Annotated in this window: 18 protein-coding genes and 1 pseudogene; 11 read left to right on the top strand and 8 right to left on the bottom strand. The window is 60.4% G+C overall.

The annotated features are described in order from the left end of the window. Together ACZLZY_RS24160 and fabF are read left to right on the top strand one after the other, a co-directional pair. Positions 1-192: hypothetical protein (locus ACZLZY_RS24160; RefSeq protein ID WP_472936416.1), on the top strand; the 192-nt coding region annotated here is incomplete at its 5' end. A 164-nt stretch (positions 193-356) separates the two neighbouring features. Next, positions 357-1,637, top strand: coding sequence for a beta-ketoacyl-ACP synthase II (gene fabF / locus ACZLZY_RS24155; protein WP_472936417.1), 1,281 nt, complete (start codon positions 357-359; stop codon positions 1,635-1,637). 121 nt (positions 1,638-1,758) lie between these two features. On the opposite strand, the gene ACZLZY_RS24150 is transcribed toward fabF, so the two are convergent. The 3 genes from ACZLZY_RS24150 to ACZLZY_RS24140 form a co-directional block, all read right to left on the bottom strand. Continuing rightward, positions 1,759-2,481 carry a response regulator gene (locus ACZLZY_RS24150; protein WP_472936418.1) on the bottom strand — a complete coding sequence of 241 codons (723 nt, stop codon included), beginning with the start codon at positions 2,479-2,481 and terminating at the stop codon, positions 1,759-1,761. A gap of 199 nt (positions 2,482-2,680) precedes the next feature. After that, positions 2,681-3,541, bottom strand: coding sequence for a GGDEF domain-containing protein (locus ACZLZY_RS24145; protein ID WP_472936419.1), 861 nt, complete (start codon positions 3,539-3,541; stop codon positions 2,681-2,683). A gap of 92 nt (positions 3,542-3,633) precedes the next feature. After that, a complete protein-coding gene (locus tag ACZLZY_RS24140; RefSeq protein ID WP_472936420.1) occupies positions 3,634-5,487 on the bottom strand; it encodes an EAL domain-containing protein in 1,854 nt (617 codons plus the stop codon). A gap of 355 nt (positions 5,488-5,842) precedes the next feature. Here ACZLZY_RS24140 and ACZLZY_RS24135 point away from each other — a divergent pair, with 355 nt between their 5' ends. Both ACZLZY_RS24135 and ACZLZY_RS24130 read left to right on the top strand, forming a co-directional pair. Further along, complete coding sequence (locus ACZLZY_RS24135; RefSeq protein ID WP_472936421.1) at positions 5,843-7,501, top strand: MHYT domain-containing protein; 1,659 nt, start codon at positions 5,843-5,845, stop codon at positions 7,499-7,501. Positions 7,502-7,596: 95 nt separating this feature from the next. Then, positions 7,597-9,138 carry an HWE histidine kinase domain-containing protein gene (locus tag ACZLZY_RS24130; RefSeq protein WP_496253606.1) on the top strand — a complete coding sequence of 514 codons (1,542 nt, stop codon included), beginning with the start codon at positions 7,597-7,599 and terminating at the stop codon, positions 9,136-9,138. 245 nt (positions 9,139-9,383) lie between these two features. On the opposite strand, the gene ACZLZY_RS24125 is transcribed toward ACZLZY_RS24130, so the two are convergent. From ACZLZY_RS24125 to ACZLZY_RS24110, 4 genes are all read right to left on the bottom strand, one after another. Then, positions 9,384-10,928, bottom strand: coding sequence for a sensor domain-containing diguanylate cyclase (locus ACZLZY_RS24125; protein ID WP_472936422.1), 1,545 nt, complete (start codon positions 10,926-10,928; stop codon positions 9,384-9,386). 128 nt (positions 10,929-11,056) lie between these two features. Next, positions 11,057-11,791, bottom strand: a complete 735-nt coding sequence (locus tag ACZLZY_RS24120) for a Crp/Fnr family transcriptional regulator (RefSeq protein ID WP_472936423.1) — start codon at positions 11,789-11,791, stop codon at positions 11,057-11,059. 20 nt (positions 11,792-11,811) lie between these two features. Then, positions 11,812-12,576, bottom strand: a complete 765-nt coding sequence (locus ACZLZY_RS24115) for an EAL domain-containing protein (protein WP_472936424.1) — start codon at positions 12,574-12,576, stop codon at positions 11,812-11,814. 103 nt (positions 12,577-12,679) lie between these two features. Further along, positions 12,680-12,955, bottom strand: a complete 276-nt coding sequence (locus ACZLZY_RS24110; RefSeq protein WP_472936425.1) for a hypothetical protein — start codon at positions 12,953-12,955, stop codon at positions 12,680-12,682. Positions 12,956-13,211: 256 nt separating this feature from the next. Between ACZLZY_RS24110 and ACZLZY_RS24105 the strand changes: the two are divergent. The 4 genes and pseudogenes from ACZLZY_RS24105 to ACZLZY_RS24090 form a co-directional block, all read left to right on the top strand. Then, a pseudogene (locus ACZLZY_RS24105) lies at positions 13,212-13,385 on the top strand (BLUF domain-containing protein); the annotation flags it as partial. A gap of 241 nt (positions 13,386-13,626) precedes the next feature. Next, positions 13,627-14,022 carry a hypothetical protein gene (locus tag ACZLZY_RS24100; RefSeq protein WP_472936426.1) on the top strand — a complete coding sequence of 132 codons (396 nt, stop codon included), beginning with the start codon at positions 13,627-13,629 and terminating at the stop codon, positions 14,020-14,022. Positions 14,023-14,366: 344 nt separating this feature from the next. Next, complete coding sequence (locus ACZLZY_RS24095) at positions 14,367-15,380, top strand: sensor domain-containing diguanylate cyclase (RefSeq protein ID WP_472936427.1); 1,014 nt, start codon at positions 14,367-14,369, stop codon at positions 15,378-15,380. Positions 15,381-15,435: 55 nt separating this feature from the next. After that, entirely contained in the window at positions 15,436-16,839 is a 1,404-nt protein-coding gene (locus ACZLZY_RS24090; RefSeq protein WP_472936428.1) for a putative bifunctional diguanylate cyclase/phosphodiesterase, read from the top strand. Between the two features lie 65 nt (positions 16,840-16,904). Here the strand turns inward: ACZLZY_RS24090 and ACZLZY_RS24085 are convergent, their stop codons facing one another. Continuing rightward, positions 16,905-18,899: a putative bifunctional diguanylate cyclase/phosphodiesterase gene (locus tag ACZLZY_RS24085; protein ID WP_472936429.1), complete on the bottom strand. Its 1,995-nt coding sequence runs from the start codon at positions 18,897-18,899 to the stop codon at positions 16,905-16,907. 211 nt (positions 18,900-19,110) lie between these two features. Between ACZLZY_RS24085 and ACZLZY_RS24080 the strand changes: the two genes are divergently transcribed. The 3 genes from ACZLZY_RS24080 (at position 19,111) to ACZLZY_RS24070 (ending at position 22,505) form a co-directional block, all read left to right on the top strand. Further along, complete coding sequence (locus tag ACZLZY_RS24080; RefSeq protein ID WP_472936430.1) at positions 19,111-20,154, top strand: class I SAM-dependent methyltransferase; 1,044 nt, start codon at positions 19,111-19,113, stop codon at positions 20,152-20,154. 1,576 nt (positions 20,155-21,730) lie between these two features. Next, entirely contained in the window at positions 21,731-21,949 is a 219-nt protein-coding gene (locus ACZLZY_RS24075) for a hypothetical protein (RefSeq protein ID WP_472936431.1), read from the top strand. A 310-nt stretch (positions 21,950-22,259) separates the two neighbouring features. Next, positions 22,260-22,505 (top strand): helix-turn-helix domain-containing protein, encoded by a 246-nt coding sequence (locus ACZLZY_RS24070; RefSeq protein ID WP_472936469.1) that lies wholly within the window; start codon positions 22,260-22,262, stop codon positions 22,503-22,505. Positions 22,506-22,765 lie beyond the last annotated feature (260 nt).

Here is a 22,765-nt window from a genome sequence, read left to right as displayed (position 1 = left end):
GTCACCGCGGGGCAGATGATCCTCTCGCTCGGGGGGCTGACGGCCATGGCCGAGGTTCGCCGCGATCTGCGATGGCTGGCACCCGAAGACGAACACCGGGAACGCGAGCTGTCGTTCTTGTTGCAGGCACTCGAGAAACGGCTCGATTACCGCTCGCCAAACAAAGTCAGGTTCCTCGACACCATCATCTGAGCGTCGGCATACAGGCGGCAGTCGCTACCCTTCGTAGCCTCGACCGACGGGCTCCGAAGAGGTAGAGACGCTGGTCATCGGTTTCGTGCGCTTCCGAAACCAGGCGAGGCCGGTTGGCAAGTTGATCAGCGATCGTAAAGACGCACCAGTAGACGGCATATCTGATGACATCTGATCGTCGAGGCCGCATCGTGTTCACGGGTATGGGGGTGGTATCCCCGCTAGGCGTCGGTGTCGAAACAGCCTGGAAACGGCTCGTCGCGGGTCGATCGGGCATTCGGCGTCTTTCCGATCCGTCCGTGACCGACGTCGGGTCCAAGGTCGCGGGAATCGTCCCTTCAATAGCCGAGGGCACCTGCGGCTTCGATGTCGATAAGGTTGTCTCGGTCAAGGATCAGCGCAGGACGGACCGTTTCATCCATTTCGCTCTCGAGGCCGCTCGTCAGGCCATAGAACAATCCGGCTGGGTACCGGATGCGATCGGCAAGGAGCGGACGGCAACGATCATCGCGTCCGGCATCGGCGGATTCCACAGCATGCTGAATGCCGTGGATACGGTGCGGGAGCGGGGAGCGGCGCGATTGTCTCCCTACACGGTGTCGTCCTTCCTCATCAATCACGCGGCTGGACAGGTCTCCATACGATACGGGTTCAAGGGGCCCATCGGCGCCCCCGTGACGGCCTGCGCCGCCAGCGTTCAGGCCATCGGCGACGGTATGCGGCTGATCCGCAGCGGCGAAGCCGATGTTGCCGTGTGCGGCGGGTCGGAAGCATGCATCGATCGGGTAACCCTCGGCAGCTTCGGGGCAGCGCGAGCCTTGTCCACCGGCTTCAACGATCGTCCGGAAGCCGCCTCCCGACCCTTCGACCAGTCGAGGGACGGGTTCGTGATGGCAGAGGGAGCCGGCATGGTCGTTCTGGAAAGTCTGGACCATGCGCTGGAACGGGGAGCTGTACCGCTCGGGGAAATCCTGGGCTACGGGACCACGGCCGATGCCCATCACCTAACGGCGGCACGATCAGATGGTGATGGCGCACGGAGGGCCATGAGCCTTGCTCTGAATATGGCGCGTATTGACCCTGAAGAAGTCGATTACATCAATGCGCATGCCACCTCGACTCCGATCGGCGATGCAAGCGAACTCGCCGCGATCCGGACCGTCTTTGGCAGCGGAAAAGGACCCGCGATTTCGTCGACCAAATCAGCGACGGGCCATCTGCTGGGTGCGGCCGGCGTATTCGAAACGATCGTCTCGCTGCTTGCGCTACGGGACGGTCTGCTTCCACCTAATCTGAACCTGGAGGCTCCGGACAAAACGGCAGAAGGTCTCGATCTGATCGGCACCACGACCCGCCACTCCGACGCCCGATTTGCGTTGTCGAACGCTTTCGGCTTCGGCGGTGTCAACGCATCGGTCGTCCTGAAGCGATGGTCCGGCGCATGATAGTGCGACTTCCGAGCTGCATGCGCTGCGGTGGTCGAAGCGAGTGCTTCCGGTCGTCGGCGACACGCGATAAAGGCGCCCGAGAGCAGGCAATCGGTTATGCTTCAGGCATTCCTCACCGTCATGTCTCTGGGTCCGCGAGCGCGGGTGCCGGCAACACATCTCGGATTCGAGCCGCCAACTGTCGCAAGGACATCTCACCCTTCGACAGAACCTGATCTGCCGCGGCGTTGAGCGTGCTGCGCTCTTCGTTCGTCAGGTCCATCGAAGACAGGACAACGACCGGAATGTCCGCCCATTCGACCTTGGCACGAAGTTCTTCAAGGAAGTCGAACCCGTCCATCACCGGCATGTTGAGGTCGAGGAGGATAAGGTCGGGCCGTCGTTCCGCGACTGTTTCCAGCCCAAGTCGACCATTCGCGGCGGAGGCGAATTCGAACCCGAGCTTGCGGAGCATCGTACCGTAGCGGGCGAGCGTGTCCACATCGTCGTCGACTGCAAGGACCAATCCGCCGGGCGGTTCACGAAAGCGATCCATGACGCCTTTTAGCTTGTCCCATTCGACCGGCTTCACCAGGTAGTCGGTCGCACCCAACGCATAGCCCAGCCTTTTCTCGTCGAGACTGGAGATCATGACGACGGTCTTGCGAATTCTTCCTTCTAACTCGCTGCTAGGTCGCAGGGAGGTTTTGATGCCGAGATACGCTGTCCTTGTCGTCGAAAGCGAGCCGTTCGTCCTCATGAACAGCCTTCGAAAGCCGAGGCGGGGTTCGCGGCGTACGGCACGTGCGATGCCGACGCTGCCATCACCGTGCTCGAGCGGCACGAAGACGTACGCGTCCATTTCGTGGATATGAAGGCGCCGTGGATAAAGGATGCCTTAAAACTCGCTCATACCGTCCGCGACCGGTGGCCACCCGTGACGATCGTCGTCACGTCCGGCGATGCAAGCGTCTTTGCCGGCGATCTGCCGAACGGCGGCGTCTTCTTGGACGTCGCGCATGCGACGCCCTGGTCCCGGACGTCACAGAAGGAGTCGCTGCTCAGGCCGCCATCGATTTCCTGAGCGCCTTGCGGCGATACATGTCGGCGTCGGCGATGTCGAAGAGTTCGCCGAAGGACTGGCAACCGGCCCACATCGCCGATCCGACGCTCGCTCCCACCCCGACCTCGATGTCGGCGACGTTCAGGCTTCGGTCGAGCAGCATCCTGAGCGCATCGACCTTTCCGTTCAGCTCCGTTTCAGACTTGGCTGCAAACCGCATGGCGAACTCGTCTCCGCCTATGCGTGCGGCGATCTCATTCCCGCGGGCCGCCAGCTTCAGAAGCGACCCGACGTGCCGCAGCACGTCGTCGCCGCGGCGGTGTCCGTACCTGTCGTTGATGGGCTTGAAGCCGTCGAGGTCGATGACGGCGATGCCGAATCCGCGTCCGGTGTAGACGGCTTCGGCCATGGAATCCTCGATATCGATTTCAAAACGACGCCGGTTCGCCAGACTGGTCAAAGCATCGAGAAAGGCCGTCTCCTTCAAGTAGTCCTCTGTCTGCTTCCTCTCCGTGATCTCGACGGAAATCCCGACGATGCGCACCACTCTGCCAGTCGTAGGCTCGAGCAATGGCGTCAAGGTCGTGCGCCACCAGCGTGTATTTCCGGGTATCCGAAGCATCTCGTCGTATTCGTGGAACGCACGTTTGACGACGCATTCAGAATACCGGGCGATGACATGAGCCGCCACATCGGGCGGGAGGAATTCCTCGATTGGGCGCCCAACCACGTCAGATGCCCGCAGTCCTGTCGCCAGCTCGTCGGCTCGGTTGATCGCAGCCAGGCGAAGTCCGCCATTCTCGCCTACGTCGATCACGAAGGCCGGCACTCCGATTAGATCAATATCGACACTGAGCATTTGACTTTCCACCCCGGCGGGCAGTCTGCTACCGAAGCGTCAAGGCGCGGTTAATGCTGCACCTGCACACGCTTTCGCAGGCATGCCGGGCTTCAAGCCCTGCGGTATTCCTTTGCCTCCGGGAATGACCACGTCGCCAGCATCCCCGGAACGAGACCGGCCTCCATGGGCTTGCCGAAGAGGTAACCCTGCCCGACTTCGCAGTTCCATGCCTTCAGCATGTCCAACTGTTCCATGGTCTCGATCCCCTCGGCGACGACACCGATGTCGAGGCTGTGCGAGAGTTCGATGACGGTACCGACGATCGACGCCGACTCGCGTGACTGGGTCATGTCGGAGATGAACGACCGGTCGACCTTGAGCCACCCGACCGGAAACTGGCGGAGATGCGTCAACGACGCATAGCCGGTGCCGAAGTCGTCGAGCGACAAGCCTATGCCGGCATCGCTCAGCTGCGAAAGTGCTTCGCCGATAACGCCCGATCCGTCGCCGAGAAAGACGGTTTCCGTGACTTCTAGCTCGAGGACGTCTGTCGGCAAGCTGGCTGCATCGAGGCTGTCCAGGATATGCTTCGCGAAGTCTCCCCGGGTGAACTCTGCGGCGGACACGTTGATCGCAACCGCTCCGAAGGCGACGCCCAGCTTCGTCCATTCCACCATATCGGCAAACACCATCTGGCGCATCCGATGACCGATCGCGATGGAAAGGACAGGATCGCTGAAAGCTTCCCAGATCGTCTTCGGCGGCTGTATTCCGAGGATCGGATCGCGCCAGCGAAGCAGTGCTTCGAAGCCCACGACCTCGCCCGTTATCAACGGGACCTTGGGCTGGTAATAGGGGATGATCGCCTTGTTCTCGAGGGCATGGCGTGCGCGGTCGAGGACGTCGACACGTTCTTGGAAGCGATCCCTGAGTTCGGAATAGTAGAGGACCGCCCTGTTACGCCCTTCGCCCTTCGCCGTGTACAGAGCGAGGTCCGCACTTCGGAGGACCTCGGTTGGCGTGCAGGCATGATCCGGAAAGACAGCGATTCCGACGCTCGCGGTGCAGTTGAAGCTGTAGCGGTCATGTTGGACCGGCTGACTGACTTCCCTGGTGACGCTCTCCGCAAGCTCGAGCAGCTTCGTCACGTCGGGAACGTCCGGGGTGAGGATCGCGAACTCGTCGCCGCCGAGCCGAGCCACGATGGCCGGAGCCTCGACGAGCGACGACAGACGTTCGCCGACAGCGACGAGGAGAGCGTCTCCAGCTTCGTGTCCGAGCGTGTCGTTGATCTGCTTGAACTCGTCCAAGTCGATGATCATCAAGCCGCCGACACCTGTTTCGGGAGTTTCGACGGCCGCCTGAAGATTTTCCTGGAAGAGCGAACGGTTGGGCAGCCGGGTAAGGCCGTCGTGCGTGGCCGTCCACTCCAGTTCGGCCTGGCGCGCTTCCAGCTGCTCCGCCTTCGTCTTCAGCTCGAGATTCGCGGCATGGAGCCGTATCTGGCTCACCACCAGCAGCGCCAGCTGGGCAAGGCGATGGCGATCCTGCTCGGAAAACGATCGAGGTTCGTAGTCGATCAGGCACAGGGCTCCGAGCCGGATGCCCGGCTCCAGCTCGAGGGGAGCACCGGCATAGAAGCGGATCTTCAAACCATCGGTCACCAGAGGGTTCGAGGCAAAACGCTTATCTTCGAGAGCGTTCGGAACGACAAGGACATCGTCGGACTGGATGGTGTAGTTACAGAACGCCACCCCTCGTGGCGTGGACTCGACGTCGAGACCGCACCGCGCTTTGAGCCACTGGTGTTCGGCGTCCAGCAGCGTCACGACGGCAACGGGGACGCTGAAGATATCGCATGCCAGCGCACATATCTGATCCATTGCCGGATCGCGTCCGGAAGATATGATTTCGAGCGCATGCAACGCTTCTAGGCGTCGGTGCTCGCGCTGCAGGTCGTTCATGCGGATTTCCCACCAGCCTGCGGTTTGATAGCCACGATGCTTATGATCGTATTAAATAATGATGACTTTCGGTGACGTAACCTCGAACCAAGCTCTTCAGATCCATCCGGTTGGTTCTCGAGCATCCCTGCGGAAAGCTCAGCAATACCGATTCTGTCGGTCGTTGCCATTCTGCGTGGTGACGGGCTGCATGATGCCAGGCCCACCGCGATCCTGATCTCTCGGCGGTGCCGATGGCCATGAGGGGGCTTGGGGACTGGCGGAACCGCCAGGCTCAACCCGCCACTCCCGATTGCTTCTATCCGCTCACCCGAGCCGCAGCTAAGAATGGCGGCGAACACGGCGGAAGGACGTAATGCATCATACACACCACGACCCGATCTTCATCGTCCTTTCCATCGTGATCGCGGTATTCGGATCCTGGACTGCGCTCGACATCTTCCGTCGTGTCGGAAGGAATGTAGGACGAGCACGGACAGGGTGGCTGGCGACCGCGGCCCTGGCGATGGGCATCAGCATCTGGTCGATGCATTTCGTCGCCATGCTCGGATTCGATCCGGGATCCGCAGTGAGCTACGATCCGAGCCTGACCGCGCTGTCGTTTGTGCTGGCGGTCGGATCAACCGCAGGCGCGTTCTTTTTCGTGGCCGGCCACAACATCACGCGACGACGGATCTTCGCAGCCGGTGCGGTGATGGGGGCCGGCATTTGCGGAATGCACTACCTCGGCATGGCCGCGCTCAAGACGGCCGTCTTTTTCGGATACGACTTCCGCCTGGTCGGGGTGTCATTGCTGATCGCCGTCGCCGCCTCGACCGCTGCGCTCTTCGTGGCCGGAAAAGCGCGTTCGGCTGGTTCCCAGATCGTCGCCTCGGTGATTTTGGGCTTGGCTATCGTCGGCATGCACTATACCGCGATGTCGGCCCTGCGGCTGACCCTTCTCACCCAACCGGCGCCCGTCTCCCAAGGGGCACCGCCGATCGCCTTGGCGGTCGCCGTCGCCGCGCTGACGATCCTGCTTCTGTTCCTGGCGATCATGGCCAGTCTTAATGACCAGCGCGACGACGTGCTGGCGGCATTGGAGGCCGGCGGCGTCGGCTACTGGGAGCTGGATCTCAGGACCAGAGAGCTTCGGATATCATCGAAGGGAAAGAGGATCTTCGGCCTTTCCTCCGAAGACGGTCTGACCTATGCCGAAGCTCTGGCCAGAATCGCGCCCGACAGCCGTGCGGAGCGCGAAAGACAGCTGGCGCACGCCGTCGAAACGGGTACGGACTACGACATCGAGTATCCCCTGGCTTCCGGCAGGAACTGGGTCAACGCGAGAGGTCGGACGGTACACACACGCAACGGGCGTCCAGTCCGCATGGTCGGTGTCGTACTCGACGTGACTGATCGTCGGAAAGCCTTCGTCGAGCTCGAGACAAGCGAAAGGCGGCAGCGCCTTCTGATCGACGAGCTGAATCATCGGGTCAAGAATACGCTGGCGACGGTCCAGTCCATATCGCGCCAGACGGCAAGGCATGCCACGTCGATGGGGCAGTTCCATGCCGACTTCGAGGCTCGTCTCCTGGCCCTGTCGGCCACGCATAACGTACTCACCCGCGCCGGCTGGGAACAGGCCAGCCTCCGAGAGATCCTGGAGAACGAGCTGAAGCCCTATTCCGCCGGCCAGGCCGAGCTGGTCGGCGAGGATTTCGAACTGCCCTCCCGCATCGCTCTCGCGCTCGGAATGGTCTTCCATGAGCTCGTGATGAATGCCGCAAAGCATGGCGGACTTTCGATCCCCGGCGGTCGTCTGAACATTGCATGGAGCATCCAGGAAATCGGTGGACGACGCAGCCTCGAATTCCATTGGACCGAAAGCGGCAGGCCGATCCTGGAAGAGCCTACCCGGAAAGGTTTTGGAACTCGACTGGTAGTGGCGAGCATCGAGGGTGAACTCGATGGCAGGGCTGTCATGGACTTCGACTGGCGGGGGCTCCGCTGCGTGCTGATCGTACCTGTCGATTAGGTCGCCTGTTCTGGCAGCGGGGCCATGCACCACATGCTTGGGGCTTCGGAAAGCTCGCGACGAGGTTCCCGAGATCATGTGAAATCGATGTTTTGGTGTTAGAACGCTTCCAGATTGCTCTGGAGACACCATTGAGTTCCGTGATTCCCATCTCGAGGTCGAGCTGGCCCGAAGCCGAGCGCTCGGCAGCTCTGGACAGCTACGGTATCCTGGACGCGCCGAGGGAAGCCGACTTCGACGATATCGCCCTGATCGCTTCCCAGGTGTGCGGGACGCCGATCGCCGTGGTCAATCTCGTAGACACCCATCGTCAGTTCTTCATGTCGGAGGTCGGTCTCGGGGTCCGGGAGACGCCGATCGACGGCGCGTTCTGCACGCACGCCATCCTCGCCGAGGATCTCATCGTCGTTCCCGACGCACTGAAGGACCCCCGGTTCGACTGCAATCCCCTGGTCGTCGGGGAACCCGGCCTCCGCTTCTATGCCGGTGCCGTGATGAAGACGCCGGAGGGCATGCCTATAGGTACCGTCTGCGTGCTCGACTATGTGCCACGCGAGCTCACTACCGATCAGATCCGGACGCTGTCGCTTCTGGCGAAGCAGGCGCAGACGCAGCTGGAGCTCCGCCGGGCGCTCGGCAGATCGCGTGCGCTGGAGACCCGCCACCGCCAAATCGTCGACAGCGCCGTCGACTTCGCCATCGTCTGCTCGGATCTCTACGGCACGACGACGTCATGGAGCGTCGGAGCGGAGAATGTGCTCGGATGGACCGATGCCGCAATCCTCGGCCGACCGATCGACGTCATCTTCACCCCCGAGGATCGATCCATGGGAGTTCCTGACCGGGAGCGCAAAGGCGCCAGGGAAGACGGGCGTGCGATCGACGAGCGTTGGCACATGCGCGAGGATGGCAGTCGGTTCTGGGGGTCAGGAGAGATGATGCCCCTGCGGGACTCTGCCGGGCGGCATGTGGGTTACCTCAAGATCATGCGTGATCGAACCGAGGAGCGGGCGGCCGAACAGCAGCGGCTGGAACTTACGATGGAGCTCTCCCATCGGATGAAGAACTCCCTGGCAGTCGTGCAGGCGATCGTGGCGCAGACCTTCCGGACTGCAAGGACCCTCGAGGAAGGTCGCGACGCTATCGCCGGCCGGCTGCAAGCACTGTCCTCCGCCCAGGATATCCTGACGCAGACGACGCGGAACGAGGCCGACATCCGTGAGGTCGTCATGTCGGCCCTGTTGCCTCATCAAAGCGGTGATGATCGAATCGCGATCATCGGTGGCCCCGCGTTGCTCAACTCCGACCAGGTCCTCGGATTGTCTCTCGCAGTTCACGAGCTCGCGACGAATGCCCTGAAATATGGGGCCCTGTCCGTCACCGAAGGCAAGGTCGGGATCTCGTGGGACAGGCGACCCGGTGGCGAATTCTGCTTCCGGTGGCAGGAAACGGATGGTCCATCCGTCGCGCAACCGGAGCGCAAGGGGTTCGGAACACGGCTGATGGAAAGAATGGTCGCCAGCTATTTCCGTGGAGTCGCCAAACTGACCTACGCACCTGCCGGGCTTATCTTCGAGCTCGAGGGGGTCGTTGAAATGGAGCCTGCTGCTACCCGGCGGGCTCCCACCGGCCGGTGAATAATCCTGAAGCAAGCTGTCTGGTGCTTTGTAGGAAGTCGAACATGCCCCGGAAGCATCGGCCTGAAGAATTGTTCGAGAGACTCAGGCCGGTTCACGTACGGTCGTTGTAGGGACGATCGGTGCCGGAGGCGCTCCCTGCCTTCGATAGCGAAATGACGGTGGCGGACAGGGGCCCGACCGGGTCGATCGGCTGAAAGATCGGATGGAGCAGAACGGAGGATCGAGCAAGGCCGTCTCCTTCATCACCCTTGGGACGCCGACCCTGAAGGAGGCCGCCTCGGGACGGCATACAGGCTGGAGGTCTGGATCTGGTTCCGTCCGAGCAGCTTGGCCTTGTACAATGCCCGGTCAGCATCCTTCAGGAATTCGTCTACGGTGTTTCGTGCGCCCTCGCTCGGGCGATGCGTCGATATCCCTATGCTGACCGTGACGAACGGCTTGACCGCGCTGTCTCGGTTCGGAATCCCGAGTTGCTCGATCGAGACCCTGATCCGCTCGGCGACGATGAGGGCACTCGCTTCATTCGTATCCGGCAAGAGGACCGCGAACTCCTCTCCCCCATAGCGCGCAACGCGGTCGGCGGGCTTGTAGACGGTCTCCGTCATCGAGGAAGCGACCAATCGCAGGCAGCTGTCGCCGGCCGGATGACCGTATGCATCGTTGAAGGCCTTGAAGTGATCAACGTCCAGCAACAGAAGTGAAACCGGCTTCGTCGGCGTGGTCGTGATCCAAGCCTTGCCCATCGCCTCGTCGAACGATCGACGGTTCATCAGACCGGTCAGTCCGTCAGTCCGCGCAAGCAGCATGAGCGCCATCTGCGATTCCTGGCGCAGACGCACGTGTTTGACGAGTTTCATGCCGAGGAGTCCGAAAAGTGCGATCAGGCCGATCGCAGCGATCAGGGGCATCACCGCATCCCGCAGCCAGACTTCGGTCACGGCGTCGCGGCCCACACCGACGAACACGACAAGTGGGTAGTCCGCGACATTGGTGAAGCCGTTGAAGCGGGCGACGCCGTCCACCGGCGACGAATTGCGCAAGGTGCCGGACCGCTTTTTCGTGACATCCGATTTCCAGAGGTCGCCCGCAAAGTTGCGACCGATCATCGGCTCGATCAGCGGATAGCGTGCGAGGAGAATCCCATCCTTGGACAGGAGCGAGATGATGGAGCCGGCGGCATCCCCGAAGGTTTTGTAGAACCCGACGAAATAGTTGATGCGGATGGTAGCCACCATGCTGCCGCCGAAAGTACCGTCCGGTTTCTGCAGACGGCGCGTGATGGGAACAATCCAGTCGTCGTTCGTCGGACTCCGGACGGGCGTACCAATGCGAAGACCGTTTTCCGTGTGAACGGCATGATAATCGAACGCGTCGGTTCTCGAGAGATCGAACCAGTCCTGCACCTGCGGCTGGGACGAGACGAATTGCCGCCCGTTCTCGTCGAAAGCCATTATGCTGCGGATGCGCCACGCCTGCCGGAGCTGCTCTGCCAAGGCATCGTCGATGACATAGAGATCGGCCAGGGACCGATCGCTCACGGCAATCCGGGCGGATGCCGCTGTCATTAGCACGTCGGCCATCTCGAACGTGTCCTGAGCGTGCTGGCCGAGCGACGTGGACAACATCAAAGCGTCATTTTCGGCCTTCCGGAACAGGGATTCGCGAGTCGACCACTCGTAGTAGACGAATGCCACGGTCAGGGCCGCGCAGACCATGATCACGAAGGACCGCAGCCAGCCTACGAGGCTCAGCCCACTGCCGAGACGTGATCTTATGATGCCAGTCATGTTCGGTCAGCTCCCGAACTTATTGATAAGCGCCTGATCTTAATAATCTTTGTACCAGCACCCTTCGGATGTCTCGACGACGCTATTGCCGAAGGATCTCGCTACTGCATGCCGAGGCTGGTCCAAGCCTATCTCTCCTCAGCCCCTGTCAGGGCGTCGGCCCATCGTTCGAACACTCGCCGATACTCGATCTCCGGCCCGCCGTAGCATCCGTCCGCCGCGTCGATCAGACCGGGTCGATCGACGAAGACGACGGCGGCACGGTTGGATCTGGTCAGTCCTTCGCCTTCCAGCTTCTGTAGATCGGTCATGACGCTTGCCCGCCGCACTCCCAACAGGTCGGAAAGGGCGAGATGGGTGATCTGCAACGTGTCACCGGTGACGCGGTCATGGCACATCAGCAGACACCGGCCCAGCCGGTTGCGAACTTTGAAACGTGTCGCAGCAAGCACCGAATGCATCACCTGGTTCGTCAGCGTGTGGGAGAACAGCAGCATCGTTTTCCGCAGGTCCGGGATCATGCCATCCAAGACACCGAAATCTTTTACCGAAAGGCGCCAGCCATTTCCGTCGACTTGCATCGTCGTGGTGCTTCGAGGATCGCCGACGTCATGAAGGAAGCCTTCGCCGATCACCTCTTCCGGTCCGATGGCGGCGGTACCGACCCCGATCCCCTCGACGTCGGTGACGATAGTCGCGAAACCCTCGTCCAGGAAACGGAAAGCACGGGTCGACGCGCCGGATCTCTGCAGCAACGTCCCTCGAGGCAACAGCTCGAATCGGAGCTTCGAGGCGACCTGCCTTAGGTCTTCGTCATCCAACATCTGCAGGAGAGCGTTTTGAATGTCGGCGTGACTGGACATTGTTGACTTCTGCGACCGGACTACGCCGAAAGCCGCGTTTTCCCATCACCGAAGTCAACCTGCGGCAGCGTTTCGAACGCCGGCCTCGCGAACCAGTAGCCTTGGAACAACCGAATTCCGGCAGCTTTCAGGATCAGAAACTCCGCTGCAGTCTCGACACCTTCCGCCAACACCGTGATCCCCAGGTGCCGGGCAATGCCGACGATGCCGGCGACGACCGCCTGTCTTGGAATACTGGTATCGATGCCGCGCAGCAGCTTCATGTCGATCTTGATCAGATCGGGCTGGAATTCGACGAGAAGCCCGAGGCCCGCATGCCCGGCGCCAAAGTCGTCGATGGCCGTCGTGAAACCGTGCTTGCGGTATTCGGTGATGATGTTCGTCAGATGCCGGGTATCACACACCTTCTCGTCTTCAGTGAACTCGAACATGATCGAGGACAGCGGAAACTCGAAGCGACTGGCTGCCAGCAACGTGACCCTAAGGCAAGCCGCCGGCTCGTAGACCGCGTTTGGCATGAAATTGATCGAGAGCTTGAGGTCCTCGCCGGCGGGAAACAGGCGGGAGGCCAGCTGTATCGCCTTCACTCGGCAATCCTGGTCGAAACGGTAACGCTGATCCTCCCCGACCCGTGAAAGAACCGCGTACGCGCCCTCACCGGCAGTGCCCCGTACTAGCGCTTCGTATCCCCACACTCGTTCTGCGACCGCATCGTATATCGGCTGGAAGGCCATGGAAAAATCGAAATCCAGTTTCCTCGCCGTCGTGCAGCCGTCGCATGTCATCGTATCGCCCCGCGGTTCAACTGAGCGTAAACTTACGACATGTGTCTTTCCAGATGCTTACGCAGTCAGTCGCTTGATCGGTGCGTCAGGTAGCGCAGCTTCGTCAATACAGGTTGCCATTGCCGTCGCCACTGCCGACACGGGATCGGCGCTCGGCGGCCAGTCGGGCATATGCAGCCATGACGATATCGATCTCTACGTCGACGAGAGCGTTCCACACGGTCCTCGCTGACGGGGCCCGGACTTCATGCGCAATCGTGTCGATGCCGATGCGCCACTCGATGCACTCGATCATTAAGGCAATAAGACTCGCCTCGTCGGTGTCGGCCAGCTCGTCTAGAAAGAAATCGACGGTTCTGGGAAGATGGAAGTTCTGCAAGATCTGCTCACTGCCTGCTGCGACATATCGGTGATCAATCAGAATCTACTTCCAAGCGTTCCGGCGGCGCGAGAATTCGACGCACCGATGTGGGAGCATCCTTGCCGTCTTCACGTCTCCCCATGCTTCCCTTGAACCTTAAATCAGGGCCGGCATGTTCATACGCATCAGATACGCCAGCACGCTTGTTTCGATCACGACGACCAACGAAGTCGATGCCATCATCACGTCCTCGGCGGACTGAAACCGTCAACATGGCATTACAGGCATTCTGTCCGTCGATCGGTCGAGTGTCCTTCAGCTGATCAAAGGGCCAAAAGCTGATGTGAAGGCCTTGTTCGCCAGGATTTCGGCGGACGGACGTCACTACGGCGTTGTCGAGCTGACCGGTCCGAGATCGAAAACCTTCATTTTGCGCAATGGGGCATGATCAGACGGTCGCTGTCCGGTATGCTTCTTCTTACGGGCAGCCTGAACTGATCATCCTGCGGCCCGGCTCCCCCCTTGGGAAATGGCATCGGTGGATGCGCAGCAAGCTCCGTCGGCGTAACGCTATCTCGACTGATCCGTGGCATCGGCTTCGATTTGATTGAAAGACGTGAAGCTGCCGTATCAATCCATCAATACCCTTCGTCCAATGTCTGGCTATCGACCTTATAGCGGATAGTCGCATGTCAGCCTTCGCACCACATCTAGCGATCGTACCTCTCCTCCTCGTCGCGTTTCTCGCACTCTTCGCCCGGCGAGTGAACCTCGGCACGGCGGCGACGCAGGCCTTCATCGATTCGCATCGCAGGCTGGCGACGAGATGGGAAGTCGGTCTGGATTTCGGAATGATGTTGACGGTGGCAGCCTTCGTTATCGCGGTCGAACAGAACGAGTCGGGACAGGCGATCTTCATCAGGGGCCTCTTTCTCCTTGCCACGACGTCCGTCCTTATGGCCGGCCTCGCATGCATCTGGAAATCAGGCCACGTCGCGATGGTCGTTCGGATGATCGCGTTCCGCAGCATTCTTGGACTTGGGCTGTTCACCGCGATGCTTGGATACCTCGCTTCAGGCCTCTGACAGCGGATCCTCCACCAGGTCTGTCGTCATTTCGGCTTGCCTAGCCGCCGAGTGTCCACGTTCAAGCCAGCACGCACCCAATTCGGCGAGCCCGACTGCCAACGGTGGCACCCTCCCCCCTCCCGATCTACCCGCCTCTCGACAAGATCCTGACCGCATCGAAGGTGCCTCCTCCCACAGGAAGCCAACGCCACGAACAGGTTGCGGCAGGTGCGCAACATCATCACGCATTAGTTGCCAGTCCAGGTAAGAAGGCGCGAGCGCAGCCTTCCTCAGCTTTCACCTGGCGGTCCGCCGTGACATGCTTCGCTCTCGCTCGGATTGAAGAGCTACAGGTCGGTGCGATGACGGAGAATACCAACATCATTCCGCTTGTTCCGCTGCAACCTCGCGTTCGGCGCGGTGCCAAGGCGGAATTCGCGATGAACATCGCCGGCCAGTGGATCTGGGAACTGGATTTCGGCACCGAGCGGGTATGGCGGTCGCAACACTGGAAAACCGTCCTCGGCTTCTCGGATCAGGATGCCCCCGACAACGCAGTGCCGTGGGACATCGTCGACCCCCGGGACAAAGCCGTCGTTGCCCAGGCGCTCGATGCTCTCGAAGCCGGAGAGACAGAGTTCTTCGAGGCTGCCTACCGTGTCGCGGCAAAAAACGGCGAGTCGCGATGGATCTTCAGCCGGGGGAAGATCGTCGAGCGGACGGAGGATGGTCGCGCCTTGCGCCTTCTCGCCGTCAGCATGGACATCACCAAGCAGAAGCGCACAGAGGAAGAACTTCATCAGGCTTTGGCGGAAAGCGAGCGGCTTCGCGTCCAGCTGGGTGAGGCGAATCTTCGCTTGGAGGCGCTTTCCGGCCTCGACGCGCTGACGGGATTGCCGAACAGGCGCAGTTTCGACCATGCCTTGTCCGAGGCCGTCCTGCGGCAGGAGGCGGCCTCGAGTACCGTCTCAGTCCTAATGATCGATGTAGACCGGTTCAAGAGCTTCAACGACAGTCTCGGACATCAGGCCGGCGACGATGCGCTCCGGGCCGTTGCGGTCGCATTGAAAGAGGCAACGGGCGAGGACGGCCATGTATCGCGTTACGGTGGTGAAGAGTTCGCCGCAGTTCTCCCAGGTTTCGGGGAGCACGATGCCGCGGAAGCTGCCCGTCGCTGCGTCGTTGCAGTCCGTGAAAAGGCGCTCCGCCATCCATTGGGGATCGACGGTTTCGTTACCGTCAGCATCGGTGTGGCTTCCGCCGATTTCGGGGAAAGAGGACGTCCTCTATCAGGCCGTGCCTTGGTGAACGCGGCGGACGTCGCGCTATATGGAGCGAAGCGCGCTGGACGGAATCAGGTGCGGGTCGCAGGCTGACGCTTGCCGCGCCTCAGTTCCTGATGTCTGATCGTTCATCAGTCGAGGAAGGCCCGTGACCACCGATCCGAAAGACGTCGATGCCCGTCCGTCCGGCGTGGCTGCAGAGCTGGCGCTGACGCAGAAGCGAGCCCACCGACTGGCCTTCTACGATCAGCTTACCGGGCTACCTAATCGCAGGTGCTTCAGGGACGTGTTGGCCCGGCTCCAGAGTACGCATCACGCACATCTGGCGCTCCTCTTGCTGGACATCGACGAATTTGCGGCCGTCAACGACACTTCCGGCCATGACGCAGCGGACGATTTCATCCGTGGTGTAGCCCATTGCCTGCAGGCTGAAATCGCAGACCAGGACGTCTACCGGATCGGGGGAGACGAGTTCGCGGTAGTCGACACGACCCGCGGATCGCACGCCGATCTCGCTGCGCTGGCCGAACGTCTGCTTTCAGCCATCCGGACGGCGACGGCAGACGGGCGGCTACCGGAGGTCACCATATCGATCGGAGGCGCGCTCTCTACCGACGGCGATGTCGAGATGCATTCCATAAGTCGTGATGCCAGCCTCGCACTCCGCAGGGCCAAGGAAACCCATCAAGGTGGGTACGTGGCCTTCGACGAGGGCATGCGGACCGCTGTCGCGACCAAAGCCGACGTGCTCGGAATGGTCTCGACGGCGTTGACCGAAGGACGGATGTCGACGCACTACCAGCCCCTGGTCATGCTTGACGGCAGGAAGGTCATCGGTCTCGAAGCTCTTTCGCGCTTGAGGGATCCTGCAGGGACAATCGTTCCGGCCGGACGTTTCCAGGCGGCATTCTCGGATCCGGCGATCGCGATGCGCCTGACGGACCAGATGCTGCGCCAAGTCGCTTCGGACATACGGAAGTGGCTCGACGACGGGGTCGCTTTCCAGCATGTCGGCATCAATCTGTCGGCCGTCGACTTCGAGCGTCAGGATCTCGAACAGAGGATCACGAAGGCGTTCGGCCGAGCCGGCGTTCCATTGCGGCACGTCGTGCTCGAGGTGACCGAGGCGGTCTTCATGGACGGGATGACGAGTGGCATCGTCGCTTCGGTAGAGCGCCTTAAGCAGCAGGGCATGCTGGTCGCCCTCGACGATTTCGGGACGGGCTTCGCTTCGCTGACGCACCTGCTGACCTTTCCGGTGGACGTCATCAAGATCGACAAGTCCTTCATCGACGGCATCGACAGCGATCTGGCGAGCGAGGTGATAGTCGAGGCACTGATCATGATCGCTGCCAGGCTCGACCTGCGGATCGTCGCAGAGGGCATCGAGACGGAAGCTCAGGCTTCGAAGCTGCAGCGGATGGGCTGCAAGCTCGGCCAGGGATATCTCTTCGGAAGGCCCGCAAGTGCCGAAGAGACCGGAACGATCCTGAAGTCACGCGCCCAGCCGGCACATGACGATGGCGCGAGCATCCCGTTGCCTTCGAACTGACTCCGGCCCCGGAGGATTCGGTTTACGACACCTGTCGGAGGCAGCATCGAGTAACTTCTATCGGGCTAAGTTCGAGCCAGTCTCGTTGCCGGGACAGGCCTTGCGAGATGGAAGCCTTGCGCGGTCGGCACCCGGTTCTGCTTGAGAAAGGTCAGTTGTTCCTCGGTCTCCACCCCTTCCACGACGATAGACACGCCGCGGTTACTGAGTAGTCGGAGGATGTCCTGCAGGAACAGCGCACCTTCCCGGGTGTCCGTATGATGCAGGAAAGATCGATCCACCTTCACCACGTCGAAATCGATGGTCTGCAGCCAGGACAGTCCGGCATAGCCGGTACCGAAATCGTCCAGCCAGACCTGGATGCCCAGATCCTTGAGCGCACCTATCGCTTCGAGGATCCCGTCATCGGACAAAATGTCGGCACCTTCGGTCACCTCGAGGGCCAGTGCGGAAGGTTCAAGCCCGAACTCCTCAAGCACCTCGGCGATGTAGAGCGGAAAGCCGTGCGCCCGCAGCTGTACTGCCGAGACGTTGACGGAAACATGATTCGCGATGCCGGCCGCCAGGACCTCCAGGCATGCCCTGCGAACGGCCCACCGGCCTAATTCGACGATGATCCCCGTCCGCTCGGCGACCGGGATGAACACGGCGGGGCTGATCGATGCACCCTGATGATCGCGCAGCCGCATCAAGGCTTCGACCGAATGAACCTGTCCGTGGGCAAGACCGATGATCGGCTGATAGACCATCGAAAGCAGCCCTCCATCCAAAGCGCTCGACAGCAATTCCGCGATGAGCTGCTCCTCGTTGAGACTCAGGGGGACAACCGGATCGAAGACGTGGGTCCGGTTCCGCCCCCCGGCCTTTGCCGAATACAGCGCCTTGTCGGCTTCACCGCTAAGCCGATCGAGATCGGGACTGGCATTCCTGCGGGTCATGCTGACCCCGATGCTCACCGTCACGATCTCGATGCCGTCGGGGCGTTGGGAATGGGGAACGACAAGCGACGACACGGCATCCCGCATCTTCTCGGCAAGCCCGAAGAGCACCTTCTCGTCTTCGACGTGGCAGAAGGCGAGAAACTCCTCGCCGCCGTAGCGGCCAAGGACGGCCCCGCCTGCGGAAGCTGCCCTCTGCAGCGCTCTACCGACATCCACCAGGCAGTTGTCGCCGGACTGGTGGCCGTAATGGTCGTTGAACATCTTGAAATGGTCGACGTCGATCAGCAGCACCCCGATCGGTCGATGTTCCGTCATCCATCGCTCGCGGAATGCCCCGTACTCCTGCACCACGGCCCGCCGGTTCCTTAAACCGGTGAGATGGTCGGTGTTGGCGATCCGGGACAGCTGCCGCCCCTTCTCGCGGACCGCCGTCTCGTTGAGGCGGGCTTGGGTGGCGTTCAGGAAAGTCACATACCGCTCGGTCGCAAGCTGCCACGAGAGGTAGAGGGAGAACCCGAGGAAGTTCACGAAGTATGCCACGACAACGAACCTGCTGGTATCCGGCACGTGTGCCGTCGCGGCCGTCAGGCAGAAGAGCAGCGTGATGACCGACGAGCACGTTGCTCCGATCAAAAAGCGGAATCTGAAGAACAGGCTCGAGCTGATCACGAAAACGGTGCCAAACACCAGAAAGTGGACGAACCTCTCCTGATAGGCCGTGCGGCGCATGACCTCGAGCCAGGCGAACGACGCCACCACGAGGCCGGTGGCGCAGACGAGATTTATCGTCCGAAGGGGGTAACCGCCGGCGGTTTGGATCTCGATCAGACCGAGAAAGAACAGCCCGACAACGACCCGCGTGAAGAAGCCGGACGTGCCCAGATCCGGAAACAACCAGAGATCGAAGAGCCCGAAGGCGGCGAAGCACAGAACGGCAGCTCGCACCCCGCGACTGACGGCGATCCTGTCGGTCGCTTCCGTGCTGTCCTCGAACATGCGGTCCAGCAACGGATCCGCCGCTCCCCACCGGGGATGCAGAAGGGCGCGCTCGACCCGGCTTACGAGGTCCTCGTCGCTCGGCTCTGCCAGCTCCCCTCCGGTCCGTAGCGAGAGCGCCAAGGGTGATCCTTCCAAGGCTCTTCCGGAATGCGGGAGCGGTTTGCCGACGGTAGTCCTTACGCCTGACTATTAAGATACGATCATTACCGAGCGGTGAAAAGGTGGATGCAAATGGTAGCAGCCTCCCATTAACCAAGTTCGCATTTGGCAAGCTCAAAAGGTAAAATTTGAATTAAATTGTTCCTATGGCAACCTTAGGGACATGTATTCAATGAGCAGAACAGCAATTACTCTTGATGGCGAAAGCCTTATTACTTCCGACCTTGTCCACCGAGCCCGTCCATCAGTAGAAGTCGATGCTCAGGACAGCGTCGAATTGCGAGAAGCAGTCGCGCAGTTGCTTTTGATTCTGGAGCTTGCCCGTAGCGGTTTCCAGGAAGGAGGTCGGATCGAGGGGGTAGTTTCCAGACTGGCAGGTGAGCTCCACCTGCTACGCAGGGGGTCGACCGTGGCGGTATGGCAGAAGCTGATAGTGGCCGCGCAGACGCATCCGGTCATGGAATTTCTGCAGCAGGATCCGCTGACGAACTGGTCGTTCACCAAGCCTCGGGGCTATTCGGGCGATGCGGGCCTGCTCGACATCTACTACAAGCATCCGAGCATGGATCACCTGCTGACGGACTGCACCCCGCTCGGCCGGGAGATCTACGACTACACCTCGGACGTGCCGGCCTGCGCCGCCGGACGGGAGAGATGCGAAATCCTCGCCCGGTTCGTGGACGAGACGGCGGAACGTCTGGAAGAACCGGCGGAAATCCTCGCGGTGGCGGCGGGTCATCTGAGGGAAGCCGGCATCGGCCGCAATCTCTCGACCGGGCGGATAAAGCGATGGGTAGCGCTCGACCAGGATCCGATCAGCGTCGGAACGATGACGCGTGATCTGAGCGGGACCGTCGTCAGTCCGATGAACGGATCCGTTCTCGGCCTGCTTCGCCGCTCGTATAAGCTCGGGACGTTCGATCTTGTCTATGCATCCGGACTGTACGACTACCTCCAGGAGAAGACGGCCGTGAAGCTGATGCAGCGTCTTGTCGAGATGCTGCGTCCGGGCGGAACCGTCCTGTTCGCCAATTTCAGCGACGAGATAACGTCGGACGGCTACATGGAGGCATTCATGGACTGGCCGCTCATTCTCCGGTCGGCGGACGACATGTGGCGGATCATCGACGCCAGCGTCGATCGGAACGCATACGAGACCGAGGTCTGGTATGGCGATAACCGGAACATCGTCTATGGAACTCTACGGAGAACATAACGAAGCCGCTTCGGACAAGAACGCCTTTTCCTGTCCGCGTCCTCCAATAGCGGGATCGATGGCGACCAACCGGTCGCCACGGCATCCGGTCTATCCTTCTGCTCCGCTCAATCCGGCAGTCTGCGAGGCCCACGCGGCCGGAACCAACTTTCAAGGCAACTTGGAAATCCGAGTCCGTGCAGTCGAACTCGTGCGTCTCCTTGGTCACCGGGGTAGCGCTGTAAATATGGCTGCCTCGGACCGGGTCTGATCCTGGAAGCCTGATGCCGAGATTTCCACAGCGATCGGATGAGACAGCCCAAACAATACGAAAGAGCTCACTTGATCGAAGAATTGAGGCGCCTATTGCGACGATAGATCGCTTAGACGCAGCGCTCACGCCTGATGATAGCTGATCAAAAGCGCTTGTGAACCACTCCGGCCGGGTTTCAACCCGTCATGGCAAGTAGATGCGTGCTTGCCCTAGAAGCATTGTTCGACATGGGCGGACGTCGGAGACGGGAGTGTTGGCGTCGATGTCTCGGTGCGACGGAGTATCGTATTCGACAAAGTGGACTTCGCTTTCCACTGCTGCGAGATATGGGCACCTAGAGATTGAACCGGCGCCCCATTGGGTATCAGGCCGCTACGCCCACCTTCTGGGCGCGAGCCGGCATTGCCCTCGAGATCATGGGCGCTCCGTGCATGCGGCAGATTCCTAATCTGAGGGTCACTGGTTCAAATCCAGCCGGGATTACCAACCATTTCAATGGCTTAAGCCAATCGAATCATTCTGCTATGTCGCACCCATGTTGCAGGTAGTTCCCTTGGTTTATAGGGGTTTCCGCTGGACCCCGGCAAATCCGTGCGACATGATCTGCGAATTGGTTCTCTTGCGAAGGGCAAGTTGTGGCAGCGCTAATTGATTATATCGAGGGTGAGCTCGCACGCAGACGAATCTTGCTGGCGTCGTCAGAGCACGACGCCAGTGCGAAACTGCATCGTGGTGAAATCGAGCGGCTTACTGCTATGCTGAAAAGCTTGCGAAGCACCACGGAATGAACCTGGTCTCACTCGATTTCTAGATGCGGCAGTCATTGTGTGCAGTGCAACGGTTGCGGGTTGACGATTTGTCGCGGCTGCTATGTGATCAATGAATGATCAGCGCAAACGATAATCCTCATCCTCTCTGGCGCCGGGACAATCCTCCACCATTCGATATGGCTAGGGCTTTGGCGCACTACGTCGCCCTTGCAGAAGAGGCGAGACGTCTGAATCTGGCGGGACTGCGAGAACGAACCTAGTCCGTCCCGAACTGTGTCAAAGCATCGGGTACCCGAATACGTATGAGCTTGTGCCCTGCGGCGCAAGTTTCAGGCAGGACAGATCGGTTAAGCTTCATCACCAGCGCCTAAGGGTACTCCAGTGTCAGCGCTGAAGCAGGTGCGATCTGCCGGCGACATCCCCTCAAGAGGTGTCGCCGGTTTGCGCTTGAGCGGCGGCGCATCAGATTTGCGCGACGGCAGGATTGGCCGTCAAGCCTACTCGCTGCCAGCCTCTTCGCAGCTCAGGCAAGCGATCAAATTGGAAGATTGCCATGGCCAATGATAAATCTCGTGAATACGAAGATGCATTGCAAAAGGTCCGCAATCAGCTGGTAAACGAACGTCGGAGCCTGGCTATCAGCATCACTAGCACCGCGACTATCAGTGAGTTGGTCAATGTTCAGACGATGATTGAAGCGGTTGACCGCGCAATAGCGGACGAGAAGAGGCTGGTGAACAAGACCCGACACTCCCATGAGAGTATGGGCTAAGCCGCCTCGCTTCTGATGTCCGTAATTCGCGCGCACTCCTTCCACGGCATGTACGAGACGTAGCTGACGGATTGTTGTATGCTAACAATATGTTAACTCACACGGATAGTTGAATTGGCTGACAAAGAGTCAGCAGCCGTCAGGGCTGCAAACAAGCATTTCCGTCCGTCCGCCGAAATGGAAGAATTGCGGGGCACGGGATCCGGTGCGGCATCGCAGAAGGAAGCCACGGCAGAGAAGACTGCGCGGCTTCGGGCTGCTAGGCTGGAGCGAGACGCATCCGAAGCTTTACCGAGAGGTCTTGAGGGTGATGACTAAAAGAGACACCGATTTCCAAGTCCCTGCTCCTGTCACCGCGGCCATTGAAGATGGCGCAACTGCTGTCCGGGCATTCCGCGAGTCATCGGGGCAGTCGCAGCATGATGTTGCGGCCGACGCTGGAATTACCAAGGTGCGGCTTGCGGCAATTGAGCAAGGAGCAGAGCCTCATGGCCTCGAGCTGGCTGTTCTTTCAGATATTCTGGACGTACCGGTGCGTTTGCTAGCCGACAATTAAAGCGGAAAGATCTAGTTAGCTTCCGCAAATGCGCGGCAATTTTCCGGAGCCCCTATACCTCGAAGGTGGCCAGATGAGAAAACATCTTTTCAGTCGTCAAACAAAGCAGACATCGCGGCTTCTGCCGAAGCTTTCTCTGTCATGAAATCCACGTTTGGATTAATAGTCGTAGGAAGCGGCGCTGCGAATCGCCTTCCAATGCGCTTGGCCGAGCGCCATCGCAAGGGCCGCAGCAAGCGATGACAGTACCAGTCCCGCAC

Source organism: Mesocryomonas lacus (assembly GCF_055730135.2).
The sequence above is the reverse complement of the archived record's forward strand: the minus strand, read 5'-3'. Positions and strand labels throughout refer to the sequence as shown.

Bases quoted from the DNA above. Each gene is read 5' to 3' on its own strand.
- ACZLZY_RS24095 (WP_472936427.1), top strand. From the start codon at position 14,367: ATGACGGAGAATACCAACATCATTCCGCTTGTTCCGCTGCAACCTCGC.
- ACZLZY_RS24120 (WP_472936423.1), bottom strand. From the start codon at position 11,791: ATGTCCAGTCACGCCGACATTCAAAACGCTCTCCTGCAGATGTTGGAT.
- ACZLZY_RS24140 (WP_472936420.1), bottom strand. From the start codon at position 5,487: ATGAACGACCTGCAGCGCGAGCACCGACGCCTAGAAGCGTTGCATGCG.
- ACZLZY_RS24135 (WP_472936421.1), top strand. From the start codon at position 5,843: ATGCATCATACACACCACGACCCGATCTTCATCGTCCTTTCCATCGTG.
- fabF (WP_472936417.1), top strand. From the start codon at position 357: ATGACATCTGATCGTCGAGGCCGCATCGTGTTCACGGGTATGGGGGTG.
- ACZLZY_RS24100 (WP_472936426.1), top strand. From the start codon at position 13,627: ATGTCAGCCTTCGCACCACATCTAGCGATCGTACCTCTCCTCCTCGTC.
- ACZLZY_RS24075 (WP_472936431.1), top strand. From the start codon at position 21,731: ATGGCCAATGATAAATCTCGTGAATACGAAGATGCATTGCAAAAGGTC.
- ACZLZY_RS24080 (WP_472936430.1), top strand. From the start codon at position 19,111: ATGAGCAGAACAGCAATTACTCTTGATGGCGAAAGCCTTATTACTTCC.
- ACZLZY_RS24070 (WP_472936469.1), top strand. From the start codon at position 22,260: ATGACTAAAAGAGACACCGATTTCCAAGTCCCTGCTCCTGTCACCGCG.
- ACZLZY_RS24115 (WP_472936424.1), bottom strand. From the start codon at position 12,576: ATGACATGCGACGGCTGCACGACGGCGAGGAAACTGGATTTCGATTTT.
- ACZLZY_RS24125 (WP_472936422.1), bottom strand. From the start codon at position 10,928: ATGACTGGCATCATAAGATCACGTCTCGGCAGTGGGCTGAGCCTCGTA.
- ACZLZY_RS24145 (WP_472936419.1), bottom strand. From the start codon at position 3,541: ATGCTCAGTGTCGATATTGATCTAATCGGAGTGCCGGCCTTCGTGATC.
- ACZLZY_RS24150 (WP_472936418.1), bottom strand. From the start codon at position 2,481: ATGGACGCGTACGTCTTCGTGCCGCTCGAGCACGGTGATGGCAGCGTC.